Annotated in this window: 12 protein-coding genes, 2 tRNA genes, 3 rRNA genes and 1 pseudogene; 10 read left to right on the top strand and 8 right to left on the bottom strand. The window is 42.9% G+C overall.

The genetic code is table 11. From position 1 onward, the window contains the following. The 5 genes and pseudogenes from J663_RS18295 to J663_RS18275 form a co-directional block, all read left to right on the top strand. Positions 1–239: pseudogene (locus J663_RS18295) on the top strand (aliphatic sulfonate ABC transporter substrate-binding protein); the annotation flags it as partial. A gap of 26 nt (positions 240–265) precedes the next feature. Next, a complete protein-coding gene (ssuD, locus tag J663_RS18290; protein WP_005071784.1) occupies positions 266–1,441 on the top strand; it encodes an FMNH2-dependent alkanesulfonate monooxygenase in 1,176 nt (391 codons plus the stop codon). Further along, positions 1,438–2,235 (top strand): aliphatic sulfonate ABC transporter permease SsuC, encoded by a 798-nt coding sequence (ssuC, locus tag J663_RS18285; RefSeq protein WP_002120785.1) that lies wholly within the window; start codon positions 1,438–1,440, stop codon positions 2,233–2,235. The genes ssuD and ssuC overlap by 4 nt, the downstream gene beginning before the upstream one ends. Positions 2,236–2,248: 13 nt before the next feature. Continuing rightward, complete coding sequence (locus J663_RS18280; RefSeq protein ID WP_014208026.1) at positions 2,249–3,049, top strand: ABC transporter ATP-binding protein; 801 nt, start codon at positions 2,249–2,251, stop codon at positions 3,047–3,049. A 259-nt stretch (positions 3,050–3,308) separates the two neighbouring features. Continuing rightward, positions 3,309–3,929, top strand: coding sequence for a TetR/AcrR family transcriptional regulator (locus J663_RS18275; protein ID WP_005071782.1), 621 nt, complete (start codon positions 3,309–3,311; stop codon positions 3,927–3,929). Positions 3,930–3,963: 34 nt separating this feature from the next. Here the strand turns inward: J663_RS18275 and J663_RS18270 are convergent, their stop codons facing one another. Both J663_RS18270 and J663_RS18265 read right to left on the bottom strand, forming a co-directional pair. Further along, positions 3,964–4,530, bottom strand: a complete 567-nt coding sequence (locus J663_RS18270; RefSeq protein WP_002120771.1) for a 5'-methylthioadenosine/S-adenosylhomocysteine nucleosidase — start codon at positions 4,528–4,530, stop codon at positions 3,964–3,966. An 80-nt stretch (positions 4,531–4,610) separates the two neighbouring features. Beyond that, complete coding sequence (locus tag J663_RS18265) at positions 4,611–5,744, bottom strand: TDT family transporter (RefSeq protein ID WP_033851404.1); 1,134 nt, start codon at positions 5,742–5,744, stop codon at positions 4,611–4,613. 206 nt (positions 5,745–5,950) lie between these two features. Here J663_RS18265 and ribF point away from each other — a divergent pair, with 206 nt between their 5' ends. The 5 genes from ribF to J663_RS18240 all read left to right on the top strand — a co-directional run bounded on the left by ribF (position 5,951) and on the right by J663_RS18240 (position 11,538). Next, positions 5,951–6,952: a bifunctional riboflavin kinase/FAD synthetase gene (gene ribF / locus J663_RS18260; RefSeq protein WP_033851402.1), complete on the top strand. Its 1,002-nt coding sequence runs from the start codon at positions 5,951–5,953 to the stop codon at positions 6,950–6,952. A 61-nt stretch (positions 6,953–7,013) separates the two neighbouring features. Further along, positions 7,014–9,851 (top strand): isoleucine--tRNA ligase, encoded by a 2,838-nt coding sequence (gene ileS / locus J663_RS18255; protein WP_005804839.1) that lies wholly within the window; start codon positions 7,014–7,016, stop codon positions 9,849–9,851. Next, positions 9,844–10,374, top strand: a complete 531-nt coding sequence (lspA, locus tag J663_RS18250; protein WP_009387467.1) for a signal peptidase II — start codon at positions 9,844–9,846, stop codon at positions 10,372–10,374. Before ileS ends, lspA begins: the two co-directional genes overlap by 8 nt. Position 10,375: 1 nt before the next feature. Next, positions 10,376–10,858 (top strand): FKBP-type peptidyl-prolyl cis-trans isomerase, encoded by a 483-nt coding sequence (locus J663_RS18245; protein ID WP_014208021.1) that lies wholly within the window; start codon positions 10,376–10,378, stop codon positions 10,856–10,858. 137 nt (positions 10,859–10,995) lie between these two features. Further along, entirely contained in the window at positions 10,996–11,538 is a 543-nt protein-coding gene (locus J663_RS18240) for an NADPH-dependent FMN reductase (RefSeq protein ID WP_033851401.1), read from the top strand. 44 nt (positions 11,539–11,582) lie between these two features. On the opposite strand, the gene J663_RS18235 is transcribed toward J663_RS18240, so the two are convergent. The 6 genes from J663_RS18235 to J663_RS18210 all read right to left on the bottom strand — a co-directional run bounded on the left by J663_RS18235 (position 11,583) and on the right by J663_RS18210 (position 17,394). Further along, positions 11,583–11,894, bottom strand: coding sequence for an ankyrin repeat domain-containing protein (locus tag J663_RS18235; protein ID WP_033851400.1), 312 nt, complete (start codon positions 11,892–11,894; stop codon positions 11,583–11,585). 151 nt (positions 11,895–12,045) lie between these two features. Further along, positions 12,046–12,160, bottom strand: a 5S ribosomal RNA gene (gene rrf, locus J663_RS18230). Between the two features lie 186 nt (positions 12,161–12,346). Next, positions 12,347–15,237, bottom strand: a 23S ribosomal RNA gene (locus J663_RS18225). A gap of 352 nt (positions 15,238–15,589) precedes the next feature. Beyond that, positions 15,590–15,665, bottom strand: a tRNA-Ala gene (locus J663_RS18220). Between the two features lie 55 nt (positions 15,666–15,720). Then, positions 15,721–15,797: transfer RNA gene (locus J663_RS18215), tRNA-Ile, on the bottom strand. A gap of 59 nt (positions 15,798–15,856) precedes the next feature. Then, a 16S ribosomal RNA gene (locus J663_RS18210) occupies positions 15,857–17,394 on the bottom strand. The 16S, 23S and 5S rRNA genes sit together here with 2 tRNA genes alongside, the layout of an rRNA operon. Positions 17,395–17,531: the final 137 nt, after the last annotated feature.

Below are 17,531 nucleotides of genomic sequence, written 5' to 3'. Positions count from 1 at the left end.
AAGCCGATAAATGGGTTCAAAGTCATCAAGCAGAAACGGCAGGTGCGATTGGTCAAAGTACAGGTCTTAAACCTGCAACCAGTGATTTATTTATTAAACGCCGTCCGCGCCCTTCATCAGCCGCTCCTCTTAACAGCAAAGTGATTGCTGAGCAGCAGCAACTCGCAGACATCTTTACTCAACAAGGCATCATTCCAAAACCAATCAGTATTAAACAAGCTGTTTGGGGCGCCAAGTAATTTCAATAGATATATAGGTAATGCACATGAAAATTTTCTGGTTTATTCCTACCCACGGTGATAGTCGCTATTTAGGTACAAGTAAAGGCGCTCGTCAGGTTGACCATGCCTATATGAAGCAAATTGCTGTGGCAGTAGATAATTTAGGTTACGAAGGTGTACTTATTCCAACAGGTCGTTCATGTGAAGATCCTTGGATTACGGCGGCTAGCTTAATTGATGCAACTCAACACCTTAAATTTTTAGTTGCATTACGACCAGGGGTAACCACACCAGCTTTGGCAGCACGTATGGCTGCAACGTTTGACCGTTTGTCGAATGGCCGTGTGTTACTCAACTTAGTGACTGGTGGTGATGAGGCTGAATTACGCGGTGATGGCTTATATGAAGATCACTCAACGCGTTATCAAACTGCCAATGAATACGTAAAAATCTGGCGTGAGATTTTGACACGCTCACATACAGGTGAAGCTTTTACATTCCACGGTGAACGTTTACAAGTGGATGATGCAAAACTACTTTACCCACCTGTTCAAAAGCCTTACCCACCACTTTGGTTCGGTGGCTCTTCAGACGTCGCTGTCGATTTGGCTGCTGAGCAAGTCGATACTTACCTTACGTGGGGTGAACCACCTGAAGCCGTAAAACAAAAGATCGAACATGTTCGTGCTAAAGCTGAGGCTAAAGGTCGTAAATTAACTTATGGTATTCGCTTGCATGTGATTGTTCGTGAAACCAACGAACAAGCTTGGGCAGCAGCGAACGAGCTTATCCAATATCTTGATGATGCGACTATTGCTGCCGCACAGAAAAAATTTGCACAAATGGACTCTGTAGGTCAACAACGTATGGCAGCTCTCCATGGTGGTAATCGAGACAAACTAGAAGTATCTCCAAACCTTTGGGCGGGTATTGGTTTAGTCCGTGGTGGCGCAGGTACAGCACTTGTAGGCGACCCTGAAACAGTTGCTGCTCGTATTCAGGAATATGCTGATTTAGGTATTGATACTTTTATTTTCTCAGGCTATCCACACCTTGAAGAATCAATTCGTTTTGCAGAGTTAGTATTCCCGTTATTACCAATTGAAACTCGCGCTAAACTTGCTCAGCCAAATTTAACCGGTCCATTCGGTGAAATTATTGCCAACAATTATGTTCCAGACGAGAAGAAGCAAAATAGTTCCGTCAAGGAGCCTGCATGAGCAAAGCTGAAAGTGTTGTTTCACGTGGAACAAAACAAATCGGGCAGCGTTTGCTGCCTTGGATTTTCCCTATTCTTCTATTGGTTGTTTGGCAAATTGCCTCAAGTTCGGGTCTTTTAGAAAGCCGTATTTTACCTGCACCTACTGCTGTTGTTTCCGCTTTTTGGCATCTACTGGTGAGTGGAGAACTTTGGCAGCACGTTAAAGTGAGTGCAGGGCGTGCTTTACTGGGGTTGTTGATTGGTGGCGGTTTAGGTTTGTTATTAGGTCTACTCAACGGGTCTTCGCGTTTCGCCTCTACCCTGCTCGATACGACCTTACAAATGATTCGTAACATCCCAGCCTTAGCACTTATCCCACTCGTCATCTTGTGGTTCGGGATTGATGAAACAGCAAAATTATTTTTAGTCGCCGTAGGTGTTTTCTTCCCCATTTATATTAATACCTATCACGGTATTCGATCAGTTGACCCTCAATTGATTGAGATGGGCAAAAGCTATGGGCTTTCTCGCTGGCAGCTTTACAAAGAAATTATTCTACCGGGTGCGATGCCTTCTATTTTAGTGGGTTTACGCTTTGCTTTAGGTTTGGTTTGGGTATTGCTCATTGTTGCTGAAACCATTTCAGCTCAAGCAGGTATTGGTTATATGACCATGAATGCACGTGAGTTTTTACAAACGGATGTAGTTCTGGTCGGTATTCTTCTGTACGCCTTACTAGGCAAACTGGCAGATGTTTTAGCACAGCTTTTGGAACGCTATTTACTACGTTGGCACTCTGGATATCAGAAATAAGGGAGCTTAGAACATGACAAATCTGAATTTAAATATTAATCAGAATGAAGTGCAGCTCATTCCGGAAGAACCAACAGAATCTCAAGAACCTGTATTAGGTGCAGAGATTCTGATTGAGCAACTTTATAAATTCTATGGCGAGGTAAAGGTCCTCGAAGATCTTGACCTACACATCCAGCCGGGTGAGTTTTTAGCAATTGTTGGCCGAAGTGGTTGTGGCAAAAGTACGTTACTCCGTTTAATTGCTCAACTTGAAAAAGCCAGCTTTGGGGAAATCAAATTTAAATCTGCCCGACATTTACGTGAAGGCATTACGAACGATGATATTCGAGTAATGTTCCAAGATCCTCGTTTACTTCCTTGGAGAAATATTCTTCAAAATGTTCAACTTGGGCTACCAAAATCGCAACATGCTTTAGCAGAAGAATTACTAGAAAAAGTCGGTTTAAAAGAGAAATCAGGACAATGGCCTTCCCAGCTTTCAGGTGGTCAACGTCAGCGTACTGCCCTAGCCCGTGCACTATCACATACGCCGCGCATATTGTTGCTAGACGAACCTTTGGGTGCATTAGATGCGTTAACTCGGCTTGAGATGCAAAGCTTGATTGAACGCTTGTGGAAGGAGCAAGGCTTTACTGCAATTTTAGTCACACACGATGTGAGTGAAGCAGTGCAATTAGCTGACCGTATTATTTTATTAGATAAGGGTCAGATTGCTCAAAGTTTCCAAGTTAATTTGCCGCGCCCGCGTAAAAAAAGTATTACTTTTGCTCAGCTTGAACAACAAGTACTCGATGCGGTTTTGGCAACTTAAGGTTGCGATGAGTAATGAGAACTGTTCAACCAAAAAATGCCCAATTTACGAGCAATAAAACTGCTGTTTTATTGCTCTTTTTTAGGGCGAAAATAAAAAAATATTTTTAAGAATAACAATAAACTAGTGAATCTCTCTATTTTTTGCACAATAGTATATCTATTACACAAATAAGTAGCCGTTTTTTGATTAAAAAAGCAAGACACCTGTGCACAAATCAAACAATTTCCCTTACAATGGGAATACTATTTTTTTAATTATGCAGCAGATGGAACAAAAAAAGAGTACCCAAAAGCGCAATCAGCTTCTTGCTGCGGCCCTTGACGTATTTTCAGTCTATGGGTTCAGTGGAGCAAGTCTGGATGAAATTGCCCAACTCGCCGACATGCATAAGTCGAATATTTTCTATTACTATGAAAATAAAGAGTCTTTATATGTAGAAGTGCTCACAACCGTTTTACAAAAATGGTTGGCCCCCTTACAAACTTTAGAAGCTGAATTAGAACCAGCCGAAGCCTTATCTCACTATTTAATTCAAAAAATCGAACTGTCTCGTAGCCAACCGAAAGCATCTAGATTGTTTGCACTAGAAATTATTCAAGGCGCTCCACATATTTTGCCTATACTGAAAGGGCCTTTGAAAAAGCTATTTAAACGCAAAGCTAAAGTCATTCAGACTTGGCAAGAAGAAGGAAAGATTTCCCCAGATATCGACCCTGAGTTATTAATACTCAATATTTGGGGCCTTACGCAAAACTATGCAGATTTTGCAACTCAAATGGAAATGGTGACCGGTAAAACGCTTCGTAACCGCAGTATGTTCCAGCGTTCGATTGAGCATACGGTACATATGATGCTATACGGCGTATTACCTCGCTAAAATAAAAAAGATCGGCAAATTTGCCGATCTTTTTTTAGAAATGGTTTTGATAAAGGGCTAGGAGTTTCTGAGCGCCTAACAATAAATTTTCTTCCCAATCCAAATGTGCAGTGTCATCTGCCCCATCAGTAATATACTTCACAGAAATTAATCGTACACCTAACTTATGGCACACTTTAGCTAAAGCATAGCCTTCCATATCAACCACATCACAAGCTACTTTTGGCTGACCTGTTTCAAATGAATCACCAGTTCCACATACTGCTTTTGGCAAATCAATAAAATGTGGTTGAAGATGAATCTCTGCCGCCAAATGATCATCTAACGGCGTTACACCGACTTCAAAACCTAGGGGTGAAACATCCATATCCCGTTGTACAAAAGTTTTTACTTCGACTAAATCATGTCGATTAAATGCAGAGCTTCCCGCTGTACCTAAATTAATTAGAGTTTTACAGCCTGTTTTTTGAATAACTTCAAATGCTTTAAACGCAGCATTAATCTTACCAATACCACTGTAATGGACTTCAACACCTGCTTGTTCAAATAAACCCTTAGATTCATTAGGAAGCGCCATAATCAAAGCAATATCAGTGTTCATTCAAAAAGCTCAAATCAAAATTAAATAAGTTAGAAAATAAGTATAAATCAGGTGCAAAAGCTTTTTGCACCTTTTCTTCATTACTGCACTTTTTGTTGTAAAGCGATTAAACACGGTGAGAAGAACAGTTGGCCGCTATATGCGCCTGCAAGCGTTTTCTTCATTACAACGCCCCACATCGTCAATAACAGAATACTCAATGCGACAGCAACGTATTGTAAGAATACAATTTCAACCTGATGTCCTAAATTAAATAATGCGAGAATAAATACACCTAATGGAAAGGTTAAGCCCCACCAGCCCAAGTTAAATGGAATACCTGTCTTTGCGTGACGGAGCGTTGTTAAAATCGCAAGACCAAGCCACCATAACCCAAAGCCTAAAATTACAAGACTGCCTACAACTCCTAAAGCTTGAAAGACATTCGCAAATTGGTGAAATCCTACGTTTGGCGCCACTCTTTGTGCCTGCTGCCCTAATAACAATAAACCTAATGCACCTGTACCAATCGGGCCTAAAGAGAGCCAGCTAGAAATAGCGACTTCTTTTTCAGGTAACTGATGCAAAGCCATACGTAACATTAAAATTGTCAGAATAGCGAATGCTGGTAAAACAGAGATTCCCCAAAGTACATAGCCAGCCATTAATAAATGAAAGCTGTGCACATCTGCTGGTAAATGTGCAACCAACATGCCCGCAGAACTTGCCGCTACTTCACAAGCAACCACCGGTAAAAGCCAGATTGCAGTCATCGTATGTAGCTGATGGTTCTGACGACTAAACATACAAAATGGCACGATCCACGCAATGGCCAATGCTAAAAAGACATCGATGTACCATAAAGCTTGAGCAATATGGATAGCCACTTCACCGTAAAGCCCGACACCGAAGCTTAAAAAACCATTTAATATCGTTGCAAGCCCCATCGGGATAGCCCCTAAAAACAAGCTCATATTTGGATGATTAAATATTTGCTTCGCTTCATGAGGGAAAAGAAACCACCGCAATAAATAAAGAACTGAAAAAACGCTGAATAAAACAATATTAAATTGCCATAACCAAGTAGCTAGCTTGAATAAAAATGATTGAGCAAAGGGCAGCTGGATTAAAATCATACTAACCACGCCAGTACCCATAGTCGCTGTAAACCAATTTGGGGTAAAATGTCGTATAACATCTTTGCTTTGATTTAATTGGTAAAAGGGTTTTTTCATCTTAGTTCTCTAATCAAAGAGTGGATAAAGACATAGTAGAGCAAACCATTAATAAGAAAAATTGATTTATTTTTATTTAAATCATCAATATTTTAGATATGCAGATATTCTATTGAAAAATAACTGAGTAAAAACACAACAACAAGACGAATCTGTGAGATTATGGCAATATATAGCCCTTGCAAAAATAGCCATATTTTAAGTTCATGAAACTGCTTCGTCTTAATGCGTTATCGCCCAATTTTCAGTTACCTCAAACAGCGGTAACTATTGGTAATTTTGATGGTGTCCATTTAGGCCACCAAGCGATGATTGCTCAACTCAAAAACATTGCTGCAGCACAAGGCTTAAAAACACTGGTCATGATTTTTGAGCCACAACCTCTTGAATTTTTTAAAGGTTATGATGCACCTCCTCGTATTAATTCATTACGGGAAAAAGTTGAATACCTAGCTGAGCTTGGCGTTGACTATATTGCGGTTGCTAAATTTGATGAACATTTCCGTAGCATGAGCGCATCTGCCTTTGCAGACTTATTAAAAGATAAATTAAATGCGCAGTCTTTGGTTTTAGGAGATGACTTTCATTTCGGTAAGGACCGCCAAGGCAACAGTGAATTTTTAAAAGATTATGGCTTCCAAGTAACAAATTTACATACCATTGAACTTGAAGGTGAACGCGTCAGTTCAACCCGTATTCGCCAAGTACTTCAAGTGGGTAATCTCGCTTTAGCAGCTAAATTATTAGGCCGTCCGTACAGTATTACTGGACGTGTCCAATATGGCGATCAAATTGGACGAACTCTTGATTTTCCAACCATTAATGTTCGACTCAATCGCCACAAACCTTGTTTAAACGGTATTTATGGCGTTGAAGTCATTTGCGAAACAACTTCACTCACTGAAAAAGTGCGCCAAGAAACACCAGAGAAACCGGGAATTGCCGGATATCATGAAAATAGCCTCTATGGCGCAGGTCATGTTGGTACACGTCCCGCCATTCAGCAAGAACATCCAGAATGGAGATTAGAAGTACATTTCCCTGATGTTTCTGCTAATCTGTATGGCTTATTTATGCGGGTGACTTTTCTTCACTATCTTCATGGTGAATTGAACTACCCTTCGCTTGAAGCACTTAAGGCTGGAATTGATAATGACGTGCAACAGTTACGACAATATCGTAACGACACGACACAATTTCCTTTTTAATTCGAATTTTGATTGTAAAACATGTCAGCTCCCAAGCTGATTAAACTGGAAGAAAACTTGCATGAGCGATAAGCAAACTCCTGAGAATGCAGTGGACTACAAAGCCACGCTAAACCTGCCGGATACTCAATTTGCAATGAAAGCAAATTTGGCAGTACGTGAAGTGAAATGGTTAGAAGAGTGGTATACCGACAACATTTATCAGCAGATTCGTGCATCGCGTATTGGCAAGAAAAAATATATTTTGCATGATGGCCCTCCATATGCGAACGGTACAATTCACTTAGGCCACGCAGTCAATAAAGTACTCAAAGACGTTATTGTAAAAAGCCGTACGCTTTCAGGTTTTGATGCACCGTATGTTCCGGGTTGGGATTGTCATGGCTTACCAATCGAACTAAAAGTCGAAGAAAAAGTAGGTAAAGTGGGCGAAAAAGTTGACGCAGCAACTTTCCGTAAACTTTGCCGTGAATACGCACTAAAACAAATTGATTTACAGCGTACTGACTTTAAACGTCTTGGTATTTTAGGTGATTGGGATAATCCTTATCTCACCATGAATTACAAACAAGAAGCCGATATTGTTCGTGCTCTAGGTCTCATCCAGAAAAATGGCCATATCCAGCCAGGCTTAAAGCCAGTGAACTGGTGTATGGACTGTGGTTCAGCTCTTGCTGAAGCAGAAGTTGAATACGAAGATAAAAAATCTGACGCAATTGACGTTGGTTTTGGCGTTGTCGATCTCAAAGATTTAAGTGTCCGTTTAAACGTAGAAGTTCAAGATCCGACAGATATCGTGATCTGGACCACTACACCATGGACATTACCAGCTAACCAAGCCGTTGCGTTGCATGCCGAAATTGAATATCAATTGGTGCAAGTGACAACTGAGCGCGGTAAGCAAAACTTCATTCTTGCTAAAGACTTAGTTGCTTCAGCGATTGAGCGTTACAAGCTTGAAAACCCAGTTGTTTTAGCTGATTTTACTGGTTCGGCTCTTGAAAACCTTACCCTACAACACCCTTTACTTACTGATCGTCAAGTTCCGGTTATTTTAGGTGAACACGTTATCGCAACAAGCGGTACAGGTGCCGTACATACAGCGCCTGGCCACGGTGCAGACGACTATAAAGTAGGTCTTCAATACAACCTTAAAGTAGATAACCCAGTAGGTGGTAACGGTGTTTATCTTCCAACTGCTCCAATCTATGCTGGTGAGCACATCTATAAAGCCAATCCAAAGATTATTGAAGCTTTGGGTGCTGTAGGCCGTTTATGGGCTCATCAGCCAATTAAACACAGTTACCCACACTGCTGGCGCCATAAGACTCCAATTATTTTCCGTGCTACACCACAATGGTTCATTAGCATGGATCAAAAAGGTTTACGTGAAGGTGCGCTTAATGCCATTGAAAATGATATCGAGTTTGTACCGAACTGGGGTAAAAACCGTATTGAATCAATGATCGAAGGTCGTCCGGACTGGTGTATTTCACGTCAACGTACTTGGGGTGTTCCAATTCCATTCTTCGTTCATAAAGATACGAACGAATTACACCCGCGTACACCTGAACTCATCGAAGAAGTTGCTCAACTGATCGAAGAAGAAGGCATCGAAGCATGGTTCAAACGTGAAGCAAAAGACTTCATCGGTGAAGATGCTGAACAATATAACGCTGTTCGCGATACACTCGATGTATGGTTCGACTCTGGTACAACGCATTACGCTGTACTTGAGCAACGTGATGAATTAGAAAGCCCTGCTGACTTATATTTAGAGGGTTCAGACCAACACCGTGGCTGGTTCCAATCTTCTTTATTAACATCTATGGCAATTCACAATCGTGCGCCATATAAAGCCTTGTTAACTCATGGTTTTACAGTGGACGAAAACGGTCGTAAATTGTCGAAATCTTTAGGCAACTATATCCCGCTTGAAGAAATCATCAAACAGCTTGGTGCAGATGGTTTACGACTATATGTAGCGTCTAGCGACTACCGTTATGAAATCGCAGCATCGAAAGAAATCTTTAGCCGTGTAAGTGATAGCTATCGCCGTATTCGTAATACCCTACGCTTCTTGCTTGCGAACCTAAATGGTTTCAAACCAAGTACTGATGCTCTGGACGTAGATGACCTTATCGCTCTAGATCAATACATCTTACAGCGTGCGAATGAAGTACAACAAACCATTATCACTGCCTATGAAGAAATGAACTTCCATGTGGTGTGTAGTGCGTTAACAAGCTTCTGTATTAATGATTTAGGTGGTTTCTACCTAGATATTATCAAAGACCGTCAATACACCACTAAAGCAGATTCTCAGGCACGTCGTTCTGCACAAACAGCGCTTTATCATATTGTCCAAGCATTTATCCGTTGGATGAGCCCAATCTTAAGCTTTACCGCTCAAGAAGCTTGGCCACTGATTCCAGAACAAACTGAAAAGTATGTATTTACATCAGAATGGTATGACTTGCCTGTTTCATCAAAAGCAAACTTGCTTTCTGAAGAAGATTGGCAAACATTGATTAGCGTAAAATCTGCAGTAAATAAACAGATTGAAGCAGCGCGTAACGCTAAACTTGTCGGCAGTAATCTTTCAGCCAAAGTTGAACTTTGGGCAAGTGAATCATTACAAACAGTTTTAAACCAACTGGCTGATGAACTCCGTTTTGTTCTTATTACTTCGCAAGTAGTAGTACATCCATTTGCTGAGCAAGGTGAAGCAACTGAAATGGAAGGCTTACGTGTACAAATATCTGCAGCTGAAGGTGAAAAATGTGCACGTTGCTGGCACGTCCTTCCAGATGTAAATACACATGCCGATCATCCTGGTTTATGTGGTCGTTGTATTGTGAACGTCACTGGTCGTGGCGAAGTGAGAAAATATGCCTAATTCACAAGCTAAAAAAGGCTTATTCCAGTTTTATCCACATAATCTGATTTGGCTTGGACTTTCAGTCCTTGCCATTGTATTGGATCAATGGACAAAATGGATTGCGAGTACACATCTAAACTATGCAGATCCTGTACCTGTACTTCCATTTTTAAACTGGACACTATTGCATAACTATGGTGCAGCTTTTAGCTTTTTATCTGATGCGGGAGGATGGCAGCGCTATTTCTTCACATCTTTAGCGGGCTTAGTTTCAATACTTTTTGTATTTTGGTTAATGCGTATGCCCAAAAAAATGGTGGTGCTACCTGTAGCCATCGCTTTAATTTTAGGTGGAGCTTTAGGCAATTTAATTGACCGTATTACCCTAGGTTATGTGGTCGATTTCATTCATGTTTATTACCAAAATCATCACTTTCCAGCTTTTAATATTGCGGACAGTGCCATCACTCTAGGTACAATTTTGCTACTCATTGATACATTCTTCCTTGAGAAGCAACGTAACCAAAATTCGGATGCATAATATGACCGAAATTATTCAACCTAACGAAGAAATTCGTATCCAAGAAGGCTCTAAAGTCGACCTACACTTTTCTGTAGCTATCGAAAATGGTGTAGAAATTGACAATACACGTAGCCGTGAAGAGCCAGTTAGTCTGACTATTGGTGACGGAAACCTTTTACCAGGTTTCGAAAAAGCATTATTCGGTTTACGTGCAGGTGACCGCCGTACAGTACACCTTCCACCAGAAGAGGCTTTTGGTCCGTGGAATCCAGAAAATGTTCAAACTTTCGATACAGTTAAGTTTGAGCAACGCCCTATTCCTGGTCATATGATCGAGTTTGAAGATAAGGCAAAAACCACCTTATTCGGTGTAGTAAAATCAGTTAATGATGACATTACAGAAATTGATTTTAATCACCCATTAGCAGGGAAAAATATTACCTTTGAAGTAGAAATATTTAAGGTTACTCCTGAAGGCCAACAAGGCATTAAGCTAATGTAAATAAAAAAGCCCTCTAAATGAGGGCTTTTTTATGATTCAATTTTTATTAGTGACATAAGAATCCTTACAAATTCTATATTCTCTCCTACCTATAGAATGAATTAAGTTATAAAGATAAAAATTCTTAGGAAAAATACATGCTGGTCTATATTATCGTAGGAAGTGTTCGTGAAGGACGTACAGCAATTAAAGTTGCCAATTGGCTAGAATCCACAATTCCATCATTTAATCTAGAAGATTTTCAGACAGAAATAATTGATTTAAAAGAGTGGAATTTACCGTTATTTTCAGGCTCTCACCCACCTGCTACTGGGGTTTATGATCAACCTAAACAACAAGAATGGGCAGACAAAATTGCTCAAGCAGACGCATTTATCTTTATTAGCCCAGAATACAACCATGGTTACAGCCCAGCTTTAAAAAATGCACTTGATTATGTCGGTAAGGAGTGGGGTGGTAAACCTGCTGCATTTATTGGCTATGGTTCAACAAATGGCTCTCGTTCTATTAGCCAAATACGTCAAGTCACCTCAAGTTTAAGTATTATTGACCCGAATGCTGTAATAGAGATAAGAGATATATTTAAACGTAATAAAGATGAAAAATTCGAAGCTAATGAGTTTGAAGTAAAAGGTCTTCAATCAATTATTGAGAAACTACAGAAATATCATTTATCTTAAATTGAACAAAAGGCCTCTTTTCTAAAAAAAAGAGGCCTTTAATTCTATAAACTATTTAAATACTCCACTACATCAGCATTACCTGCCATTTCTGCAAGCTCTAATGCTGTGTATTCACTTTTGTAAGTGACATGCGCACCTTTTTCAATTAAGAGTTGAACTATCTCTAAATGATCATTTTCAGCAGCTGCTTGTAGAGCACTATAGCCTTCATCATCTGCCTGATTGGGATCTTGCCCTTCTAAAAGCAATTGCTCTACCTGATCTAGGTCCCCCAAAGAAGCCCAATAGACTAATTCAGGAAGAGAGAGTTCTTCATTATCTTCAGGTAATGAAGAGAAAGAATTGATTTTCATGGACGTACCCAAAAATAATAGAGTTCATCATTATATTCATAGAATACAGCCAGAATACAAATCTAATTTTGGAACTATCTTTTATTAAAAATTAAATTCCGCACATAAAAAAACACCCCCATTCATTAGAACGGGGGTGTTTAGAATAATGAGCTGGCGATGACTTACTCTCACATGGGTAACCCCACACTACCATCAGCGCTAAGAGGTTTCACTTCTGAGTTCGGGAAGGGATCAGGTGGTTCACTCTTGCTATGGTCGCCAGCACAACTGTTTATGGATACTTGCTTCGTTTTATTCACTGTGTGATACGTTGCGTTTTCCAAATCTTTACAGATGGGCTGATTGGTCTGATTTTCGTTGTTCATTTTAGCTAAGTGTTTAACTAAATCAAGTTGCTTTGCATATTTATGAATTGATTGATGCTTCATATACAACTGCTTGGGTGTTGTATAGTCAAGCCTCACGAGCAATTAGTATTGGTCAGCTTCACATATCACTATGCTTCCACATCCAACCTATCAACGTCCTAGTCTCGAACGGCTCTTTAGAGGAATAAATTCCTAGGGAAATCTTATCTTGAGGTAGGCTTCCCGCTTAGATGCTTTCAGCGGTTATCCCTTCCGAACATAGCTACCCGGCGATGCGACTGGCGTCACAACCGGTACACCAGAGGTTCGTCCACTCTGGTCCTCTCGTACTAGGAGCAGATCCTCTCAAATTTCCAGCGCCCACGGTAGATAGGGACCGAACTGTCTCACGACGTTCTAAACCCAGCTCGCGTACCTCTTTAAATGGCGAACAGCCATACCCTTGGGACCTGCTTCAGCCCCAGGATGAGATGAGCCGACATCGAGGTGCCAAACACCGCCGTCGATATGAACTCTTGGGCGGTATCAGCCTGTTATCCCCAGAGTACCTTTTATCCGTTGAGCGATGGCCCTTCCATACAGAACCACCGGATCACTAAGACCTACTTTCGTACCTGCTCGACTTGTGGGTCTCGCAGTTAAGCGCGCTTTTGCCTTTATACTCTACGCGTGATTTCCGACCACGCTGAGCGCACCTTCGTACTCCTCCGTTACTCTTTAGGAGGAGACCGCCCCAGTCAAACTACCCACCAGACACGGTCCTCGTCCCGGATAACGGGACAGAGTTAGAACCTCAACATTACCAGGGTGGTATTTCAAGGACGGCTCCATTGGAACTAGCGTTCCAACTTCAAAGCCTCCCACCTATCCTACACAAGTAAGGTCAAAGTTCAGTGTCAAGCTGCAGTAAAGGTTCACGGGGTCTTTCCGTCTAGCCGCGGGTACACTGCATCTTCACAGCGATTTCGATTTCACTGAGCCTCTGCTGGAGACAGCGCCGCCATCATTATGCCATTCGTGCAGGTCGGAACTTACCCGACAAGGAATTTCGCTACCTTAGGACCGTTATAGTTACGGCCGCCGTTTACTGGGGCTTCGATCAAGAGCTTCGCTTACGCTAACCCCATCAATTAACCTTCCAGCACCGGGCAGGCATCACACCCTATACGTCCACTTTCGTGTTTGCAGAGTGCTATGTTTTTAATAAACAGTTGCAGCGGCCTGGTTTCTGCGGCTGTCGTCAGCTCAGGAAGCAAGTTCCATCACCAACAACAGCGTACCTTCTCCCGAAGTTACGGTACCATTTTGCCTAGTTCCTTCAGCAGAGTTCTCTCAAGCGCCTTGGTCTACTCGACCTGACCACCTGTGTCGGTTTCGGGTACGATTCCTGTGTAACTGAAGCTTAGAGACTTTTCCTGGAAGCATGGTATCAGCCACTTCGCTGTACAAGTACAGCTTGCTATCGGATCTCAGTATAGAGTACCCCGGATTTGCCTAAGATACATACCTACATCCTTCCACCTGGACAACCAACGCCAGGCTGACTTAACCTTCTCCGTCCTCTCATCGCATTACACAGAAGTATTGGAATATTAACCAATTTCCCATCGACTACGCCTTTCGGCCTCGCCTTAGGGGTCGACTCACCCAGCCCCGATTAACGTTGGACTGGAACCCTTGGTCTTTCGGCGAACGGGTTTTTCACCCGTTTTGTCGTTACTCACGTCAGCATTCGCACTTCTGATACCTCCAGCATACTTCTCAATACACCTTCATCGGCTTACAGAACGCTCCCCTACCACTTGACTAATGTCAAATCCGCAGCTTCGGCACATAGTTTTAGCCCCGTTACATCTTCCGCGCAGGCCGACTCGACTAGTGAGCTATTACGCTTTCTTTAAAGGGTGGCTGCTTCTAAGCCAACCTCCTAGCTGTCTATGCCTTCCCACATCGTTTCCCACTTAACTATGATTTTGGGGCCTTAGCTGGCGGTCTGGATTGTTTTCCTCTTGACTACGGACGTTAGCACCCGCAGTCTGTCTCCCGGATAGTACTCATAGGTATTCGGAGTTTGCATCGGTTTGGTAAGTCGGGATGACCCCCTAGCCGAAACAGTGCTCTACCCCCTATGGTATTCGTCCGAGGCGCTACCTAAATAGCTTTCGGGGAGAACCAGCTATCACCAGGCTTGATTAGCCTTTCACCCCTATCCACAAGTCATCCCCTGGCTTTTCAACGACAGTGGGTTCGGTCCTCCAGTTAGTGTTACCCAACCTTCAACCTGCTCATGGATAGATCGCCTGGTTTCGGGTCTATACCCAGCAACTAAACGCCCTATTAAGACTCGGTTTCCCTACGGCTCCCCTATACGGTTAACCTTGCTACTGAATATAAGTCGCTGACCCATTATACAAAAGGTACGCAGTCACACCACGAAGGTGCTCCCACTGCTTGTATGCATGCGGTTTCAGGATCTATTTCACTCCCCTCACAGGGGTTCTTTTCGCCTTTCCCTCACGGTACTGGTTCACTATCGGTCAGTCAGGAGTATTTAGCCTTGGAGGATGGTCCCCCCATATTCAGACAAGGTTTCACGTGCCTCGCCCTACTCGTCATCATTATGTGTGCCCTTTCGTGTACGGGAATATCACCCTCTACGTTCGCACTTCCCAGAGCGTTCCACTAAAACACACATAACTTAATGGGCTGATCCCCGTTCGCTCGCCGCTACTGAGGGAATCTCAATTGATTTCTTTTCCTAAGGGTACTGAGATGTTTCACTTCCCCTCGTTCGCCTTGCAACACTATGTATTCATGTTGCAATACCTACCTTAAAGTAGGTGGGTTCCCCCATTCAGAAATCTCCGGATCAAAGGATATTTGCCGCCTCCCCGGAGCTTTTCGCAGGCTATCACGTCTTTCATCGCCTCTGACTGCCAAGGCATCCACCACATGCACTTAATTACTTGACTATACAACCCCAAACAGTCGTCAACACCTACAAGTGAGTGTTGTCCGTGCGATTCTTCATCGCTACTATCTGTTGTCTGTGTACTTAAACACTGTACAGCTTCAATCTAAATTCATATACCAAAACGCTTGATTCAGTTAATTTGCTAGTTCTCAATTCATCTAGATTAATTGCTTAATCTAAACTCTTGAGTGAACAATTTATTTCAGACTCAATTTTGCCAATCTGTTAATGAATAAACACGCCTTCGTCAGGTCATGCTTAATACCGTGATACTTAAATCACAGAAGTTAATAAACCAAGACCGAAATCTCTATTTACTAATTTCTGTAATCCGAACTTCTCTTAAGTTCTGGTGGAGACTAGGAGAGTCGAACTCCTGACCTCCTGCGTGCAAAGCAGGCGCTCTACCAACTAAGCTAAGTCCCCAGCTTACATCATCAGTCATGTATCTTTTATCTATAACTTCAACCAGTCAAAGTCATGGTGGGTCTGACAAGACTTGAACTTGTGACCCCACGCTTATCAAGCGTGTGCTCTAACCAACTGAGCTACAGACCCTCAGATACATCTATGAAGAACAACTTGTTGTGGATTCTTACCAATCGTCAATCTTTCGTTAAGGAGGTGATCCAGCCGCAGGTTCCCCTACGGCTACCTTGTTACGACTTCACCCCAGTCATCGGCCACACCGTGGTAACCGCCCTCTTTGCAGTTAGGCTAGCTACTTCTGGTGCAACAAACTCCCATGGTGTGACGGGCGGTGTGTACAAGGCCCGGGAACGTATTCACCGCGGCATTCTGATCCGCGATTACTAGCGATTCCGACTTCATGGAGTCGAGTTGCAGACTCCAATCCGGACTACGATCGGCTTTTTGAGATTAGCATCCTATCGCTAGGTAGCAACCCTTTGTACCGACCATTGTAGCACGTGTGTAGCCCTGGCCGTAAGGGCCATGATGACTTGACGTCGTCCCCGCCTTCCTCCAGTTTGTCACTGGCAGTATCCTTAAAGTTCCCGACATTACTCGCTGGCAAATAAGGAAAAGGGTTGCGCTCGTTGCGGGACTTAACCCAACATCTCACGACACGAGCTGACGACAGCCATGCAGCACCTGTATGTAAGTTCCCGAAGGCACCAATCCATCTCTGGAAAGTTCTTACTATGTCAAGGCCAGGTAAGGTTCTTCGCGTTGCATCGAATTAAACCACATGCTCCACCGCTTGTGCGGGCCCCCGTCAATTCATTTGAGTTTTAGTCTTGCGACCGTACTCCCCAGGCGGTCTACTTATCGCGTTAGCTGCGCCACTAAAGCCTCAAAGGCCCCAACGGCTAGTAGACATCGTTTACGGCATGGACTACCAGGGTATCTAATCCTGTTTGCTCCCCATGCTTTCGCACCTCAGCGTCAGTGTTAGGCCAGATGGCTGCCTTCGCCATCGGTATTCCTCCAGATCTCTACGCATTTCACCGCTACACCTGGAATTCTACCATCCTCTCCCACACTCTAGCTAACCAGTATCGAATGCAATTCCCAAGTTAAGCTCGGGGATTTCACATTTGACTTAATTAGCCGCCTACGCGCGCTTTACGCCCAGTAAATCCGATTAACGCTTGCACCCTCTGTATTACCGCGGCTGCTGGCACAGAGTTAGCCGGTGCTTATTCTGCGAGTAACGTCCACTATCTCTAGGTATTAACTAAAGTAGCCTCCTCCTCGCTTAAAGTGCTTTACAACCATAAGGCCTTCTTCACACACGCGGCATGGCTGGATCAGGCTTGCGCCCATTGTCCAATATTCCCCACTGCTGCCTCCCGTAGGAGTCTGGGCCGTGTCTCAGTCCCAGTGTGGCGGATCATCCTCTCAGACCCGCTACAGATCGTCGCCTTGGTAGGCCTTTACCCCACCAACTAGCTAATCCGACTTAGGCTCATCTATTAGCGCAAGGTCCGAAGATCCCCTGCTTTCTCCCGTAGGACGTATGCGGTATTAGCATTCCTTTCGAAATGTTGTCCCCCACTAATAGGCAGATTCCTAAGCATTACTCACCCGTCCGCCGCTAAGATCAGTAGCAAGCTACCTCTCTCCGCTCGACTTGCATGTGTTAAGCCTGCCGCCAGCGTTCAATCTGAGCCATGATCAAACTCTTCAGTTAAAATCATTTTGTACCTTATTTAAAGACAAGGTACCAATTCTGGCTCATCAATTACTGACTTAAATTTCGCTCAAATAAACTTCGAGTAATTTAAACCAATCAATCAATGAAAATTATTTCGATTAATCAATCAGTAA

The organism is Acinetobacter sp. 826659 (assembly GCF_000588515.1).
Lineage (GTDB): Bacteria > Pseudomonadota > Gammaproteobacteria > Pseudomonadales > Moraxellaceae > Acinetobacter > Acinetobacter pittii.
Note: the sequence above shows the minus strand (reverse complement) of the source record. Positions and strands in the feature narration are given on the sequence as shown.

Excerpts from the sequence above, each read along its gene's own strand:
- ssuD (WP_005071784.1), top strand. The coding sequence starts at position 266 with ATGAAAATTTTCTGGTTTATTCCTACCCACGGTGATAGTCGCTATTTA.
- ssuC (WP_002120785.1), top strand. The coding sequence starts at position 1,438 with ATGAGCAAAGCTGAAAGTGTTGTTTCACGTGGAACAAAACAAATCGGG.
- J663_RS18280 (WP_014208026.1), top strand. The coding sequence starts at position 2,249 with ATGACAAATCTGAATTTAAATATTAATCAGAATGAAGTGCAGCTCATT.
- J663_RS18275 (WP_005071782.1), top strand. The coding sequence starts at position 3,309 with ATGCAGCAGATGGAACAAAAAAAGAGTACCCAAAAGCGCAATCAGCTT.
- J663_RS18270 (WP_002120771.1), bottom strand. The coding sequence starts at position 4,530 with ATGAACACTGATATTGCTTTGATTATGGCGCTTCCTAATGAATCTAAG.
- J663_RS18265 (WP_033851404.1), bottom strand. The coding sequence starts at position 5,744 with ATGAAAAAACCCTTTTACCAATTAAATCAAAGCAAAGATGTTATACGA.
- ribF (WP_033851402.1), top strand. The coding sequence starts at position 5,951 with ATGAAACTGCTTCGTCTTAATGCGTTATCGCCCAATTTTCAGTTACCT.
- ileS (WP_005804839.1), top strand. The coding sequence starts at position 7,014 with ATGAGCGATAAGCAAACTCCTGAGAATGCAGTGGACTACAAAGCCACG.
- lspA (WP_009387467.1), top strand. The coding sequence starts at position 9,844 with ATGCCTAATTCACAAGCTAAAAAAGGCTTATTCCAGTTTTATCCACAT.
- J663_RS18245 (WP_014208021.1), top strand. The coding sequence starts at position 10,376 with ATGACCGAAATTATTCAACCTAACGAAGAAATTCGTATCCAAGAAGGC.
- J663_RS18240 (WP_033851401.1), top strand. The coding sequence starts at position 10,996 with ATGCTGGTCTATATTATCGTAGGAAGTGTTCGTGAAGGACGTACAGCA.
- J663_RS18235 (WP_033851400.1), bottom strand. The coding sequence starts at position 11,894 with ATGAAAATCAATTCTTTCTCTTCATTACCTGAAGATAATGAAGAACTC.